The organism is Palaeococcus ferrophilus DSM 13482, from assembly GCF_000966265.1.
In the GTDB taxonomy this organism is placed as follows: domain Archaea; phylum Methanobacteriota_B; class Thermococci; order Thermococcales; family Thermococcaceae; genus Palaeococcus; species Palaeococcus ferrophilus.
Map to the genome: position 1 here is coordinate 125337 of NZ_LANF01000018.1, position 15747 is coordinate 141083.

3 protein-coding genes are annotated in these 15747 nt (G+C 57.2%); 2 read left to right on the forward strand and 1 reads right to left on the reverse strand.

The window, feature by feature from the left end; translation table 11 throughout:
- The first annotated feature begins 250 nt into the window (after positions 1–250).
- Together PFER_RS09725 and PFER_RS09730 are read left to right on the forward strand one after the other, a co-directional pair.
- Entirely contained in the window at positions 251–12724 is a 12474-nt protein-coding gene (locus PFER_RS09725; RefSeq protein ID WP_048151593.1) for a right-handed parallel beta-helix repeat-containing protein, read from the forward strand.
- Between the two features lie 68 nt (positions 12725–12792).
- Positions 12793–14334, forward strand: a complete 1542-nt coding sequence (locus PFER_RS09730) for a dihydropteroate synthase-like protein (RefSeq protein WP_048151595.1) — start codon at positions 12793–12795, stop codon at positions 14332–14334.
- Here the strand turns inward: PFER_RS09730 and PFER_RS09735 are convergent.
- Positions 14316–15701, reverse strand: a complete 1386-nt coding sequence (locus tag PFER_RS09735; RefSeq protein WP_084593954.1) for an ATP-binding protein — start codon at positions 15699–15701, stop codon at positions 14316–14318. The genes PFER_RS09730 and PFER_RS09735 overlap by 19 nt on opposite strands.
- Positions 15702–15747 lie beyond the last annotated feature (46 nt).

Here is a 15747-nt window from a genome sequence, read left to right on the forward strand (position 1 = left end):
GTGGGAATGGTAACGTATTGGTTTACGAGAATACAGCGTTTATCGTGCCCGCTCTTCGGCCCGGGTGCTCCCTTTTCCAGCGGCTTGTGGGATATTTTTGAACATTTTAAGAACCAACCAAAAGCCTATATACTTTGGGGGCATTATATTAATCATAAATGTGTAACGCGTGAGGGGCCCCTGTCCTTTTTTATTCTGTGGCTGTTCGAATGCCACGGCTGGGGACTCTTCTTGCGTTGGGGGTGTAGCTATGCGAAAGGCTACTATTATGCTGGTGTACCTTCTTCTGGCCTCGTACCTAAACGTGGGTTTTGTTGGGTTTGCACCCGTGAGTGCGGGGGGAAACGTTGTTTTTTCCGACGACTTCAACGATAACAGCCTCGATACCTCCAAGTGGACGGAGGATGTCGTTGGGGGCGGGAACTCTTACACCGAGGCCAACGGTGAGGCGGAGTTCGTCGTCTTTGGCCACTATGGGTGGGACTCCGGGCACGCCCTTCTGAGGAGCAGGAGCATACATCTGAACAACTGGAGCTCGATAACCCTCTCCGGAAGGTGGAAGTTTACCGACCCGGGAACGGCCGAGATGCTCGTGAGGGTAGAGGATTTAAACTCCAGCAACTTCGTGGGGGTTCACTACGTAAGCTGGCCGAGCGAGCAGGTCTCCTACCGCTACTACAGCAACAGCGTCACCGAAGACAGAACTATACCTAGGGACTACGTTCCCTTTAAGGTGGTCATCTACAAAGACCGCTTCGAGTACTGGGAGGGTGGAGCGCTCGTTAAGACGATTTACACAACGAGTATGGCCAGTGTAACGGACTTCCAGGTCGTTATCGGCGGCTGGGACTACTCGGCCTATTACTCTCACATGTACTTCGACGACATAGCGGTCGAGTACACCCCGGGAACTCCACCGGAGAACCCGCTGAGCATCACGATAGTCTCCCCTGAGGAGGGAATTTACAACACGACCACGATAGACCTCAACGTCACCGCAAACAAGCCAGTTGACGAGTGGCACTACTCCCTGAACGGGGGGAAGAACGTCACGTTCACACCGAACACCACCATAACCGCCCAGGAAGGCGACAACTCCCTTAAAGTCTACGCCTTAGCGGGCGATGAGAGTGCCATGGCTCAGGTGAGCTTCTACGTGAACCTCACGAAAGACACGACGCCGCCGGGAACCGTGAAGAACCTGACGCACGAGGTCGGGAGCGACTACATCCTCTGGACGTGGGAGAATCCGGACGACAAGGACTTCGACGAGGCCCTCGTTTACATCGATGGAACGTTCGAGGGCGGAACCGCCAACGGCGAGTGGCTCCTCGACGGCCTTTCCCCTGGGGAGACCCATACCATAGGCATCCTCACGAACGATACCTCCGGGAACGTGAACACGACGTGGGTGAACGACACGGCAACCACCCTCGTCCCCTCGGAGACCGTCTACGTCAAAGAGAGCGGCTGGTGGTACGAGGGAGGGGCATTTAACCCGAGCGAGACCCCGCTCGGGGATGGCATTGACGCCTGCGTTCCCGGCGGGACCGTCGTCGTCCTCCCCGGAACCTACGGCGAGAGTGTTGAGGTGTATACACCCCTCACGATTGAGGGACATGGAGCGGTAATCACGGGCGACGGCTCCGAGTGGGACATTGGGATGAAGCCCGTCGTTTACGTGGGCTCGGACAACGTGACGGTGAGGGACTTAACGGTCGTCACGTCTATATCAAATATAGGAATATGGCTCGACGGTGTCTGGAACTCAATCGTTGAGGGGAGCAACATAACCGTAACCGAGCCCGGTGAGGACGTGCGCTATGGGATTTATCTAAGCTACGGCGGGGGCAACACGGTTAGAAACAACAAGGTCAGCGTCTCCGGCTTCCAGGGGGTCGGGATTTACGTCTACGAGGAAGAGGGGAGAAGCGACGTTTACAACAACACCGTAACCATTACCGGAGACAGCGCGGATGGGATACTCGTCTTCTACACCTCCGCAGACGTTCACGGCAATTCAGTTCAGATTTCGGGGGTCGGAGGAACCCCCGGCTACGCGCTCTACCTTTACGGTGCAGGCGACTCCAGCGTTGACGACAACGACGTTGTCACTTCATTGAACGAGGCGAACGCATGGGCTATAGGCGTTATTGGGGAGTTCAGCGGTACGCTCAGTGGAAACACTGTAAACGACCTCCCCGTGGATATTGTATGCCCCGGGGACTGCATGATCAGGAGCATAGAAGAAAGCGAGAGACCGACCCCGCCCGAGGGCTACTCCGACATAGACGAGTTCCTTGAGGCGAGCGCGGATTCCTGGCTCTACCTCACCTTCCACTACGGTGATTCCGCCCTCGAAGGCCTCAACGAGGATTCTCTTGGGATATGGCGCTTCAGCGAGGGCTGGACGCTCGACGGGGTCAGCGACCAGAGCCTCGACACGGCAGGGAACACCGTGGGGGCGAACCTAACGCAGTTCAGCATCTTTGCCCCTCTGGCACGGTTTCAGATGGACACGACACCGCCGGTTCTCACATTCGTCCCGCCAACGCCAGCCAACGGCTCCCTCCTCGGGAATCCAGCCGTGACAATCAACGTTACGGCCAGCGAGAACCTCACCTCGGCCCTTCTCGAGTTCGACGGGGTAAACCATACGATGGGCGGGAGCGGGAGGGAGTGGAGCTACACGCTGAGCGTTCCCGATGGTCCACACTCCTTTAGGGTTTACGGGCAGGACTTAGCCGGGAACAACGGGACGAGCGAGGAGAGGAGCTTTGAGGTCGATACTAAGGCACCAACCTACTCGAACGCCGGACAGGACAGAGAGGGCATTCCTCCCGGTGGAACCGTCAATATACATGCCCTCTGGAGCGACCCGCACCTCAGCGAGGCAGTCCTGTACACCAACATCACAGGCTCGTGGGACGCCTTTGATGAGGTCTTCTTTGAGGGAACCTATGGATGGAGCAACTTCTCGATAAGCATGGACGAGCCGGGTTCCTACTGCTGGTACATAAAGGGCATTGACGAACTTGAGCACTCGAACGAGACGCCGGTTTACTGCTTCGAGGTCTACTCCCCGCCGGAGATAGTATCCTATTCGCCAGAGAGCCCAGTGGAAAGCTACGTTGGGGAGCCCGTCACCTTCACGGTGACGGCCAACCAGGTCGTGAACGTTACCTGGTACGTCGGTGAGGGCGAGGTTAAGCGCGAGGAGAACGTCGAAACATCGAGCTACACCAACTCCACGGCAGGGGAAGGCGAATACAGCGTCTACGCCGTTGTGGAGAACGCAAATGGGAGTGACAGCGTCTCGTGGGTCTGGTACGTCTATCCAAGGCCGGGAGTTGTTATCTCTTTCGTTGACCCGACCCCCAAAGAGGGCGCGATGCTGAGCGTGAGGAGCGTTACGATAAACGTCACGTCTTCGGTGGACCTCGACAACGCCACCCTCGAGTGGAACGGCGTAAACGAGAGCATGAGCGGTTCTGGAATGAGCTGGTGGCTGAACAAGGGGAACCTGTCGGACGGGAGTTATATCTTCAGGGTCTACGGTTCGGCTGACGGGATAGTTAACTGGACAGAGGAGAGGAGGATTGAGGTTGACGCAACGCCACCGGAGCTTTTGGAGAGCGGACAGAGCGCAGACCTTCTTAGGATTGGGGAGAACATTGCCCTTTTCGCAGAGTGGAGCGATCCCCATCTCGATACTGTGGTACTGTGGAGCAACACCACCCCTGGCGACGGGGGCTTTGTGTGGGACTCAAGGCCACTTGAGGTCGTCGATGGCTGGAGCAACTGGACGGTGAGCATCACCGAGGACATGGCGGGAAAAACCTTCTGCTGGCACATGGTCGCGAACGACACCTTCGGCAACGAGGAGCAGAGTGACGAGCTGTGCTTCTCCGTTGAGGAAAGATTGGAGATAACCTCTTTCTCTCCTGAAGCCGAAGAGGTCACCTATCCTCCCAGCGGGAGCGCTGCTTTCTCCATAGAGCTTAACCAGATAGCCAACGTCACGTGGTCCATCAACGGAACGGAAGTCCTGAGCGGGGAGGGGGATTCTTCAACATACACTAACTCGACGCTCCTAGTTGGCCTCTGGAACGTGAGCGTCACTGCCAGCAACGAGAACGGGGAGGTCTCTCACTGGTGGCTCATGCGCGTTGAGGAAGCCGACACGACTCCACCGGCGCTCTGGTTCGTGAAGCCGACGCCTTCCAATGGAAGCTTCATAAACAGTGGGGAGGTAACCTTCAGGCTCCTCTCGAACGAGAGCCTTTCATCGGCGGTTCTGGTGCTCGATGGGGATAACCATCCAATGACCGGCGGAGGAACAGAGTGGACGCTTGAGCTCAGCCTGCCGAAGGGGGTTCACATATTCCACGCCGAGGCCGTTGACATGTCCGGAAACGCCAACGAGACGGAAGAGAGGAGCTTTACCGTTGACCTCACACCACCGTCCCTTTCCTTCGTTCCACCAACTCCTGAAAACGGCTCACTCCTCGGAGCGCACGTCTACAAGTTCGCTGTGAACGCGAGCGAGAACCTCACCTCCGCGGTGCTCGAGCTGGACGGTGTGAACGTCACCCTCTTCGGCTCAGGGATGCATTGGGAGTCCGGGTGGATGTATACCCTCAATGATGGCTCCCACCGGTTCAGGGTTTACGGAACGGACCGTGCAGGGAATCTCGGCATCAGCGAGCTCTGCGTTTTTGAGGTGGACACCACCATGCCGAGTGTGAATCAGGATCTTGTGAACCTCACGGTCACATCCTCCATGGGGGATGTAATCCACGCAAAGGCGGAGAGGAAGAGCGCAGCGGGGGTAATTCTCAACGTGACCGATGCACATCCGGGCATCTACACCGTCGATTTCAATCCCGATGCCAACACGCCCCAGGAAGGGTGGTACCGGCTGGAGACGGGCTCATACGAGAGTGGGGAGCCCTTCTTCATTCCCTTCAACACGAGCGAAGAGGAATACGTGGTGTACCACATCCACGTCGCCGACGCCGCGGGGAACATAGGTTACGAGAAGTACATCTACCTTACCGTTGAGGACACGACGCCGCCTGGGGGCATGGGGTACTTTGACCTCAGCACGTACGTCGGCGGTGCGATTGTGAGCTGGATCAATCCGAACGATGAGGACTTTGACCACACGGAGCTGTGGGTGAACGAGAGCCTTGTGGGCAACTTCACCGGCGAGCCCGGAAGTAGTATGGAGCAGGCGGTTTCCCTCACGCCCGGCGGCACGTACAACATCTCCGTGGTGCCAGTTGACAGGTACGGCAACAGGGGAGTTCCGATGTGGAGGGTCGTCACCATCCCCTACCCGGACCTGGGCAAGGCCTCCTACGTCCCGCCGACACCGGAGAACGGGAGTGAACTATCCTCCAACATCACATATGTCACGGTGAAAGTGTCATCCGACGAGAGGATGGCCGCGTGCACGATGGTATGGGACGGAGCGAGCTATGGAATCCCCGCCACGACGGAATGGGTTACGTACATTGACGAGAGGGGAAAGATGCACTCGAAGCTCGTCTACACCTGCGTGAAAAGCTTCTCCGGCCATCTCAACGGAGAGCACTACTTCTACGCCCTCGTTTACGACGGCTACGGGAACAGCAGAACCCTTGAGGTTCGCCACATAAACGTTCAGTGGCCGTGCTTCGAGGACTGCCGTCTGGAGGTAACGTCTCCTGGAGATGGGAGCAACGTCATGAGCCTGCTCGTTCCCATTAACTTCACAATGGTGGGAAACGCCCTGCCGGAGGGTTATACCCTAACAATAGAGGGGCTCGAGTACAAAGAGAACTTCCTCCCCAACATCAGCTACACGTGGGTGGGGGATGAACTGAAGGTCAACGGAAGCTACGTCTTCGATATGAGGCCCCTCATCGAAAAGCTTGGAAAGCTCCTTGAGTCCGGGGAGCCCCTGGGACTCACCATAACAGCGGAGGGAAGGTGCGGAGGGAAGGTAACGGGAGAAACCGCCTTCACCCTCTGTAAGGGCAATAGGCCGCCGGAGATGAAGGTGGACCTCCACACCCACTACAGACCGGGTGAAAGCGTCGTTCCGGGGATAAAGGTTGAGGACCCGGACGGAAACCTCGAAGGCCTCTACATCTCCATAAACGGAGGGCCCTACGTTAGCTACACCGCGGGAACGGACATATCGGAAAATCTGACGCGGTACGCAACGAACGCGGTGGCGATAAAGGCCGCCGACCTCTGTGGGGCAGAGACCGTCGAAACACTCAAGGTCGAGGTTTCCGGGCCTCCAGTCCGGGGTGACTGGGTGGTGAACGAGAGCCAGGCCTGCTACGGCAGGGAGTACACCGTGAACGGGAGCATTTTGATAACGGAAAACGGCTCGCTCACGCTGAGGAACTGCAAAGCTCACGTCCTCGGTAAGGGGATGGATGTCAACGGCACCTTCCGCGTCCTCGGGGGCTCGCTAGTGGACGGCCCCTCCCTGAGCCTGACCGGAAGGGGAGGGACGCTCGACGTCGAGTATTCCACACTCAGGGGCTTCGAGAATGGCGAGTTTACTGGAACCGTCTCCGCCCTCAATTCTCACCTCATCGGTAACTTCGCCTTCCCCTTTTCGGAGGTTATCCTTGATGGGAGCGAGATTGAGGGAGGGGCAACCGTCAGCGGGAGCTTAACCGTGAAGGACAGCACCTTCCACAGTGGAGCGGGGCTCAGATACCTCAGGAACGGCCTCCCCGGAGAGAACCTGAGCGTGGTCAACAGCACCTTCGTTGATGGCGATAGGGGAATCGAGGTCGTAGGGGACCTCTCCGACTGGCACTGGACCCTTAGGGACTTGGAGATAGAGAACAACCGGGGCTGCGGCCTCCACTTTGAGGACCCGAGCTACTCCTACGCCACCCAGACGGTAAAGGGGGCCGTGGTAAGGAACAACGGGAAGGGGGTCTGCATCAAGAACGCCCGGCTGAGGTTTGAGAACTCGGTTGTGGAGTCAAACGATGAGGCAAACTTCGACCTCGACCTCGGAACGAACTGGCTCTACGTGGTGGGTTCAAACGTAACCGGGAGCAGGTATGCCTTCCTCGCCAGGAACACGGGCGGTATAGAGATGTGGGACACCAACGTGAGCGGAAGCGTCTCCCCGTATCCGGGCTATTTCATCGTCCACGTGAGCGGTGGCAAGAAGGCGGGCTTTAAGAACGGGGACGCGGGCAATTTCTACGCCTACGTTGACGGCGAACTCCTCGTCAAGAGCTACCACCTCCAGGACGGCAAGATTACCGTTCACCCGGGAGGAACCCTCCGCGTCGAGGACACCGACGGGATTCCGGCAACGAACCCGCTCGACAGGGATGCGAGCGTGCTCAGGAAGATGACGGTAAAGGGAGAAGCAGGGAGCGAGGAATCAACGCTAATCCTTCTGAATTCGAAGCTCGAAGACACCACCGTTGAGAGCTACTCGAAGGAGGTTCTCGTCAGGGGCTGCCACATTGAGGGAGGAAGCCTTGCCTTCAACACGAACTTCTTCTGGAACCCGGAGGATACTGAAACGCTGAGTGAGGTCATTGGGGAGGACTCGGAGTGGTTCTACTCCACCTCGATGCCGGCTGAGGACTGGGTCTACACGACCTCCACAGCGGGGATGGAAGCGAGCGATGAGCCCTTCTACGCGGATTCCTACAGCTCCCACTTTACCGGCGGAACCGAGGTGGGGGAGTTCACCGACCTCTACCTCAAGAAGGTCGTTACGCTCGATACGCTCCCTGCCCAGGCCTGGCTGAACTACTACGCGATAAGCGGCGTGGAGGTATACATCAACGGCAGGAAGGTCGTTGATGAGCTCGACCACAGGGCCCAGCTCTCCTACGCCTACGGCTGGGGAGGGGCGATTATAACAGCGCACCCGCTCATGGACGTCATTGACGTGGGCGGCTACCTCAGGCGCGGCGAGAACGTGATAGCGGTGCACGTGAGGAGCCCGGACAGTTACCCATACCTCCAGCTCGGTGCCTTCAAGGCGACGCTCCACGTGGTCGAGGGGATGGCCGGATTAACTGACAGCGTGGTGAAGGCCCCCGTCACGGGAGTGGCGGCGAGGCTCATCGTGGCGAGAGACGAGGTGGACTCGAACATCACGCTGAGCTACTACTCCAGAGTTAGGATAAGCGATTCAACGCTCCGCGGGGGCATCGGTGCAGAGGGCAGTCTCGAGCTCCTCCGGAGCGAGTTAATAGGAAGCGGAAGAGGCAGAGGAATAAATGCGGGGCAGGTGTTTAACGTACTCGTCAACGAGAGCACCGTGAGGGGCTTCTCCCAAGGAATCTACGCGCATCCCGGAAGAAGGGGAACCTCGACCCTCGGTATCTACTCGAGCAGAATAAGCGGGAACGGCGTTGGAGTCTATGCTCGCGGTATCAACATGACGGTGAGGAGCAGCTACATCATGCACAACGGCGAAGGAATTGATCTCAGCTACGTCGGGGGGAGGGTAAAGGACAGCCTGATCTCCGACAACGGTGTTGGAATACTCGTCCATCCCTACGTCGGTGGGGGGCTCCTCGTTGATCACGATACCGTGGTGGGCAACGACGTGGGTCTCTCGGTGAAGGACGGAAACGGCGAGAGCGTCGTGGTAACGAACAGCATCATCCAGAACAACGACCTCGGCCTCCTCGTTAACGGCAGCGCGTCAATAATAACTATGAACAACTCCATCGTCAACACCCGTGGGGTTCACATCGTCAGGAACTCTGCTTACACAGTATTGAAGAGGACGGACTGGGGCGGCCACGAGCCCCTTCTCGTCAAGAACTACACCGGCGGAACCATGTACACCGCAGACGGCGAGGAGAGCGAGAACTACGACATTCTCGTCGATGAAGGAACGCTAACCCTCGTCGACACGGTTGAGACCGGAAGCGGCTGGGGCTCAAGTCTCCTCGGCGCTTTCCTCTCCGTCTACCCGATGGACGGGGACGAGGTTAAGGGCGTCGTAACCCTCGCGGGGAGCGCCAGCTCGAGGAGCGGAATAGCCAAGGTGAACTACACCCTCGTGTGGAACGGCACGGAGGAGCTGATAGAGGAAGCGACGCCGAACTCCTACGAATACCACGATTACGTCACCTTCGATTCCCTCGCGAGGAACCTCACTGGGCTTGGTTACCTCAAGTTCACGGCAAAAGCCTCGGATGGAACGAGCGTGAGCGCGGTTAGGAGGGTGTACTTCGGGAACGCCCACATAGATATAGTCTCGGTCTTCGTAAACCATCCGAGGGCCGTCTACGCCTACCGCCGCTACCACGAGGGGGACAGAGATACCAGCATGCCCTACGACGAGCGCTTTGCCAACGTCACGGTTACCCTCCGCAACACCGGGAGCCTCATGGGGGTTGCTAAGGTCGAGCTCGTCCTTCCGGAGTACATAGAGCGCCACACCGGCAGGGTGAACCTCTTGGTTGCCGTTCCGGGGGGAATGAGCGGCGAGTTCCACGCGCTGATTCCGATAACTGCCTATGACCCGATAACGCTGAAATGGGACCCGCTACCGGATGAACTGCCCTCAGATCACGGGATACCGATGGAGGTTAGGCTCTACGACCTGGACGGCATCGTGAGGGACGAGGTCTCCAGGGAAATAGGCTTCGACCTCGGCCCGGTGTTCAGGATAGAGTCCTACTCGGCCTATCCCTACACACGCCAGTGGTGCCAGAACGAGCCGGACAAGTGCCACGTGAAGGAGTTCTCGGACGGAACGACGTACACCTACGACGGCGACGGGGACGGCGACCTCGAGGCGGCGGAGAGCCACCACTTCGACCTCGACATAAGGAACGTCGGAGACATGACTGCATACATAAAGCTGGTGAATGTGAGAGACCAGATACCCGAGCGTGATCCAAACGCCCACTACAAGTTCCTCAGGATGATGTCCGTACCCATAGAGGAGGAGAGCAGCGTCTACACCCTCGACGTTGAGTCAGCGAACTTAACAGGCCTCGCTCCCCCCGGGAAGCTGAAGTGGATATACGGGGCATGGATGCCCTGGTGGCACGACGATCCGCCGAAGTGGATACCTCCCGTCAACTTCTCCGGGGACTACATGACCTCAGTGGCCGTCAACTACGTCCCCTACGAGAACGGCCAGCCCTCAGACTGGGTCTACACAACCTATTCAATAAACTACGAGAAGACCCCCGTTAAGGCGCTCAACAAGACCTTCGTACCCTTCAGCGAGTCCCTCGGACCGGTCCAGATAGACGTGCTCGGCATCAACGGGAACAAGACATACATGAGGCTCAGGAACACGGACGAGAACATCTACTACAGCTACTACGTCGAGGGAGCCTACGACATGAACCCAGAAGGCTACGTGTGGTACCACGTCATACCGCCCGGCTTCGAGTTCAAGGCGATAGCGGATCAGAGCAAGGAACCGGGAACGGTCATTCCGCACTACAGGGTTAATGCAGGCGTTGACTACTCCCTCCTGTTCAACGAGCTCCAGCTCGCGGCCATAGCCACCGAGGGGGCCCTCAAGGTCTACGACATAGACGTTCCCGTCGAGACCATAGTGATGGCCATAGCCAAGTCGGGGCTGAAGATAGGGAACATCGTCGAGAACATAGACTTCCCCAATAACCAGACGATAGAGGAGTACTCGCAGAGCAGCTCGGCCGTCCAGGTAAACGCGATGCTCTCAGCAGACAACACCACCATCGTCCCCCTGACGCTGAACGACTTCGTGCGCTGGGAGGACGACTATGGCATGGATCAGGGCTACTACTACAACCTCACCCACCTCTCGGAGATCCCGCTAGATGCGAAGGTTAACGTGCTGACGACCCTCGCCAAGGCCATAGTCACGGACGAGGAGCTACAGACGGTCTTCATAGAGACGGTGCTCGAGGTTGTGGATAATGACGTCCTCAACGAGGTTTACAAGAACGTGCAGGAGATGAAGGAGCCTCCAGATCCCGGGGACGAGGTGGAGGAGAACCTCAACGACATGAAGGATGATATAAACGCGATGCTCGTGGAGTACCTCAAGGAGGAGATAAAGAAGCAGAAGTCCTTCCAGGAGCTTGATCCCAAGGAGCAGAAAAAGGCCCTCAAAAAGAGCGGAAAGAGCATCGCCGCCGCGATAGAAACCTTTGAGAAGATGGGCGAATGGGCCTTCTACAACATCTACGCCGTGATGACGAAGCCCTCCCCGATGCAGATACAGGTTCTAGACCCGCCGGCCAACTACACGGTCGAGGCGGAGAAGATGGACAGGGTAGTTCTCCTCGGCGGTGAGGCTGGAAACCTCGACGGCTGGGGCAATGTGAGCCTCACCTTCGGGAACCCGGACGTTTACCGCGCTGAGTACATAGTGCCGACTCTAGCCACCAAGGTCGGCCCGCTCTTCAACGGCACCCTTGAGAGCATGAGGGTAGAGGTAGACGGGAGGAGAGAGGGCCAGATGCTTGGAGAGGTCAGGATGGAGATAAGGCCTGACGCCCGGAACGCCTCGGTGGTCTTCGCCCTATTCAGGAACGATGCCTTCGCGAAGGCCTTCGCCGGTGCATACATGACGAGGATTGAGTCCTTCAACGTGAGCATAGAGAACAACACCCTCTTCCTCAGCGCGGAGGGCGAGCTGGCTTCGCTTCCGGAGGACAAGGAAGTGCACATAACCCTGAACGTCGGGAGGATTCTCACCAACGCCACCATCGTAAGGAAGGGCCACTATAGGGTCGTTGAGCTGAAGCCGGCCTTTGGAATAGACCCCTCGAAGGTAGAGACCTCCTTCGGCGGGAACGCCACCCTCTCGGAGGGCACTGCAGGGAACGGAACGATAATCGTTGCATCTCCTGGGAACGGAACGGTGGAGCCTCCTGAGATAGTGGTGAACCCGACCGAGCTCTACGCAGGCGGAACGGTTGGGATAGCGACCTCAGAGCCGTGCCTCGTGAACTGGACGCTCGGAGAGCTCACGGGAGAGGGAGCCCTCGTCACGACCGAGGGTCTCAAACCGGGCAACTACACGCTGAGCGTGACCTGCACCTACGGGAACCTCACCGAAAATAAGGAGTTCCCCATAGGGCTCCTCAAGAGGCCAACAGTTGAGAGAAAAGCTGACGGTGCCAGCATCTCCTCGGAGGGAAGCGAGTGGGTCAGGGTTATAACGGGCACTGACATCTACCGCATCTACTTCATCCCCAATGGGCCCATCAACGGCACCGTGGCGGTGTATCAGCTTCCGGGGAGGGCAGAGGCCCCGAAGGGATACGCCTACGTGACCTACGCCCTCTTCAACGTTACCCACCCTGAGAGCTGGTCTCTGAGGAACGTCACGCTCCGCTTCCGTGTCTCCAAGGAGTGGATGAGCGAGAACAACGTGAGCGCCGATGGGGTTCTCCTCCTCCGCTGGGAAGGTAAATGGGTTGAGTACCGGCCGAAGTTTGAGTACGAGGATCTCAGGTACGCCTACTACAGAGTCAAGGTTCCGGGATTGTCTCTCTTCGCTGTGGCGGAGAAGGTTGGGGTTCCCACCCCGCCCTCGCCTGGAACCAACGAGACGACCGAAACGGAAACAACCACCACCCCCAGCCCAACGGAGACTCCGTCGAGCTCTCCATTGCCGCCAAGCACGGAGGGCGGGAGCAACCTGCCCTACTACGCGCTCGGGATAGCGGTGCTGATACTCATAGGACTCTACCTCTACCGGAGGCGGTGAGGTTTTTCTTTTCCCCTTTTTTGTGGGGTGCGGCAAAAGTCTAAATACCCTTAGGGCTACTCCAAACCATGAGCCCATGCAGAATCCTTCTGGTTACAGGAAAACTTGCGGAACCCCTCGTGCGGAAGTACGGTGAAGGCTGTGACGTCTTTGTAACTCCCGTCAGCGTTGCGGCATTTCTCACCCCCGAACTTATTGTGCAGTATTTGAAAAAGGCCGGGGTAAAGAGCGAGGATTATGACCTGATCCTCATTCCCGGATTGGTGAGGGGTTCGGCCCAGCTCATAGAGGACGAGCTCGGGATTCCCACCTTCAAAGGACCGAGGAACGCGATGGATTTACCGCGGGTCTTGAAGGCTTTTCGGGAAGGTTTCAAGCTCAGCAAGGACGTTCCTGCAGATAATCTCTTCTCCTTCGACGCACTCAAGAGGGTTGAGGACATCAGGAACAGGACGAGGAACAGGAACTACATTGAGGAGGCTCTGAAAAAGCCCTGGAACGTCCTCATCGGCAACCTGCCAGCTGGAAGGGACTTTCCTGCAAGGATTCTCGGCGAGGTCGTGGACGCTCCGAAGCTCGGGGTTGAGAAAACCGTTGAGAAGGCCATCTACTACCTCCGCGAGGGGGCGGATATAATCGACATCGGCATGGTGGCGGGTGAGACGAACCTCGACTTCGTGGAGGAAATCCCAGAGATACGCGAGCGGATTGGAGAGGCTGGCTTTGAAGCCCCTGTCAGCTTTGACTCCCTGAACGAGCGCGAGATTGGGGCCGGACTGAATTACGCCGACCTCTTCCTCAGCGTCGATGCTGGCAACCTTGAGGTCCTTGTAACGGAAAAGCCCGTCGTTTTAATCCCCACCAACCAGAAGGAGGGGTATTTCCCCACTAAGCCCGTTGAGAGAGTCGAGTTCCTTGAAACGCTCAAGGAGAGGGCCCTCGACCTTGGATACAAAACGATAATTCCAGACCTTATCCTTGAGCACGTTCCCCACCTGGCGCGTTCGATAACGGCCTTCCAGCTCTACCGCGAGAGAAATCCAGACGACGTCCTTCTTGCTGGAGTCGGGAACGTGGTGGAGCTTTACGATGCGGACAGCGTCGGTATGAACGCCCTCCTCGCCGGAATCGCGAAGGAGCTTTCAATAAACCTCCTCCTGACAACGGAGGTCAGCGCGAAGGCGAAGGGTTCGGTGAGAGAGTTGAGAAGGGCCGTTGACATGAACCTCTTTGATACTCCCAAAGACCTTGGCTTCGACCTGCTCCTCCTCAAGGAGAAAAGGAAGACCGAGTGGAGCTTCGAACCAGCCGGGGAGGTTGTTGAGGCGCGAGAAAGGCCCGTCGAGCTTGAGCCGCTCTATTTCCGCATCTGGCTGAAAGGCGGGAGGATATGGGTGAACGCCCACAGGGGAACTGAAGCGGTTCTCACGATAGTGGGCGATGATCCAAATGCGATAATTGACACAATTATTGAACGCTTCAAGATAAGCCCCAGGCACGCTTTCTACCTCGGCAGGGAGCTTGAGAGAGCCTACACGGCCCTAAAGCTGAGGAGGGGCTACGTTCAGGAGATTGAGCTCTTCGGGGAGTTCTACTGGGGCGGGAGATAGGTTTTTACCTCCTCGAAGTCTCTCAAATCCCAGACCAAAAAGCCTTCTTTTCTGAGATTTTCTTTCTCTTCAAGCCTTTTGGCAATCAACCCGTATTCTTTCTCCCATTCGCCTAGTCCGACAAGTTCCGATTTTCTCCCCAAGTCCTTCAGAATTCCCCTCGCCTCCCTCTCGCTTAAGTTCTTCCACTTGACCTCGACGAAGAGCGCCTTCCTCTCGCGCTCGTTCAGAGCTACTAAATCAATCTCCTCGCCCTTACGCCACCACTTTCCAATCTTGGTGAACCTGAAGGGAAGCTTTTCGGCCTTGTTCACCTCCCTGAGGAAGTCCGCGCTGGCCTTTTCAAAGACGAAGCCGAGATAGTGGTTGTACTCCTCCTCAAAGTTCTCAATGTAGCCAAAGTCGAGGAGCTGAGAACGGTTGGGGTAAACGAAGCGGAACCAGAAGTTGAAGTAGAGGTCGCTTAGGTAGTAGCGCGCGTTCCTATTCCTTTCTGGCTCGCCCACAGGATGCCTCTCTTCGACTATGTGGAGAGTCTGCAGGTTGCTGAGGTACTTTGAGACGGTTGAGCCCGGAAGCCCCGTGAAGCTCACTATCTCCCCGAACTTCGTCTTTCCAAAGGCTATGGCCTTAAGTATCGCAAAGTACCTCGCAGGTTCCCTCAGTTCGCTCCTGAGGAGGAACTCGGCCTCGTCGAAGAGCGGCTTGTTGGGCTGGAAGACCTCTTCGAGGCTCTCCCCAGCATTCAGCCTGAACTGGACTTCCCTGATGTAGGCGGGAATACCGTCGGTTATTCCGTATATCCTCACGAGCTCCTCCCAGCTTTTCTCCGGGAAGAACTCCTTCAGGTGGAGAAAGCTCAGGGGCTTAAGCATTATGGAGAGCGTCCTCCTGCCGTAGAGGGGGCTTTTGTAGCCGAGGACGTGGCTCTCCATCACGCTGATGGCCGAACCCGTCAGGACGAGCTTGAGCTTATCGGCAGAATCCCAGATCTTCTGGAACTTCGAAACCAGCCCCCTGTTGGCCTTCAAAAGGTTCGGAAACTCGTCTATTATCACGACAACTCCAGAACCGTCGAGGAGCTCGAAAAGCTCCTCCCATGAGAGCTCGGCCCTCTCAACAAGCGGGTTTCCGAGGACCTTTGCGACTAAGCTCTTGAACGTCCTGAGGTTCTCGCTCTCGAGGGTCTCCTCCGCGAAGAAGTAGATGTGGGGAACGTTTTCCACCGACTTCTTAACGAGTGCGGTCTTTCCAACCCTTCTCCTCCCGTAAACTATTATCATCTCTTTCCGGCTGCTCTCATAGGCCCCTCTGAGGGCTTTCAGCTCTCCAACTCTATCAACAAATTGTTCACTCATGATTATCATAATCTAGTGTGAACTATTTAAGCCTTTCCCTGCGGGGCCTCTCACC

What these genes read in the sequence shown, in the direction of transcription:
- PFER_RS09725 (WP_048151593.1), top strand. Translation starts at nt 251, where the DNA reads ATGCGAAAGGCTACTATTATGCTGGTGTACCTTCTTCTGGCCTCGTAC.
- PFER_RS09730 (WP_048151595.1), top strand. Translation starts at nt 12,793, where the DNA reads ATGAGCCCATGCAGAATCCTTCTGGTTACAGGAAAACTTGCGGAACCC.
- PFER_RS09735 (WP_084593954.1), bottom strand. Translation starts at nt 15,701, where the DNA reads ATGATAATCATGAGTGAACAATTTGTTGATAGAGTTGGAGAGCTGAAA.